We start from the raw sequence: 1,248 nt of genomic DNA, 5'->3' as shown, positions 1-1,248 counted from the left end.
CGTCAATGGATATCTATCGTAAGGCCTTCTACCAAGAGATATCACAGCTCCATCAACCAATAATCAATTGGTCAGTATTATTTATTTGAGTCCAGTGGCTAACTTATTCTTGAAATTTAGGAAGGAAGTTAATTCCTTAAAAATGATCTTGAGCCACTGTGTGGAATACTCGAATTTAAAAGGTCGCTTCCTGATAATTTAATTAGCTATTACTATAATAAAATATCCCCTTTTTTAGAAAATATATGGAAGAATAACATTTATTGGAAAGTAATTCTTTTGTTTAAGGAGAGCTTTAAGGTACAGTTGTCTTATGGAATTTATTCTTAAGACAACTGGGAAGATAAAGGAAAGGCCAGTGAAACTCACATTTGGTGAGCCTCACTGGCCTTTTGCATGGCTGAACACAGCCACCGCGATTGGAATTATTTATTTTTGATAATTGCTAACTGCTTATTTTTACCGCAAAGATTTGCGATAGCCTTGTGCTTGTGCCTCCGCTTCCGAATTGAAGTAGATGGCATTGGCAGAATTCATGTGGTAGCCCTGTTGATCGGGCGTGTGGTAAATTTTCGACCTGGTGTTGCCCACGATTAAGCCGCCAGCTTCATCCGTTTTCATATCCCCACTTGTGCTGGAGCTGGTCGAAGCCACGTTGACACTGTCACTCGCAGTTGATTCTTCGCTAGCGTTGCTGCTGGAGCTACTGCTAGTGCTGGTTTCCGTCGGCACTGGCTTGACGTAGGCGCTGTTGGTAACGGTGAAATAACTTTTTGCACTTGGATCATCGTAATCGGCCGTTGCCTTGATCGTGAAACGGCACCGCTTTGTGCTGGTGGCCAATTGAAGGGTCTTGGTAAAATGCCCCTGATCATCGGCACGGACGGTATACTGGCGATTGTTGCCACCATGCTTGATGATTGTAACCTTAGCATTGTCGTCCGTTTCCCCAACGAAGGTAATGCTGCCGTCGCTCTCCGAATTAAGCTTGACGGTCTGCCCGGTGAGGCGGGCGTTTTGGCCATCCGGGATGCTGACGGTCAGAGCGGTCTTGCCTGCAAATGCTGGCGTGGCAAAGAGAAGCACTCCCGCCACAAAACTGGTAATCAATAAAACGAATCTTTTCGGCAGATTGTAAAATTTAAGTTGAACATTTAAGTGGACAGAAAAACCCATCAAGGTCTTTAATGGTGTTACCACACAATCCATTAGAAAGAAGGACCTTGATGAGCACCACTATTTTATCAT

At 43.9% G+C, this 1,248-nt stretch carries 1 protein-coding gene; it reads right to left on the bottom strand.

The annotated features are described in order from the left end of the window. Nucleotides 1-459 precede the first annotated feature (459 nt). The gene (locus OCT58_RS10350) at nucleotides 460-1,110 is read right to left on the bottom strand and encodes a sunset domain-containing protein (RefSeq protein ID WP_267202731.1); all 651 of its coding nucleotides are present in this window, start codon (nucleotides 1,108-1,110) and stop codon (nucleotides 460-462) included. Nucleotides 1,111-1,248: the final 138 nt, after the last annotated feature.

The sequence above is a fragment of the Limosilactobacillus kribbianus genome (assembly GCF_026413145.1).
GTDB classification, from domain to species: domain Bacteria; phylum Bacillota; class Bacilli; order Lactobacillales; family Lactobacillaceae; genus Limosilactobacillus; species Limosilactobacillus kribbianus.
The sequence above is the reverse complement of the archived record's forward strand: the minus strand, read 5'-3'. Positions and strand labels throughout refer to the sequence as shown.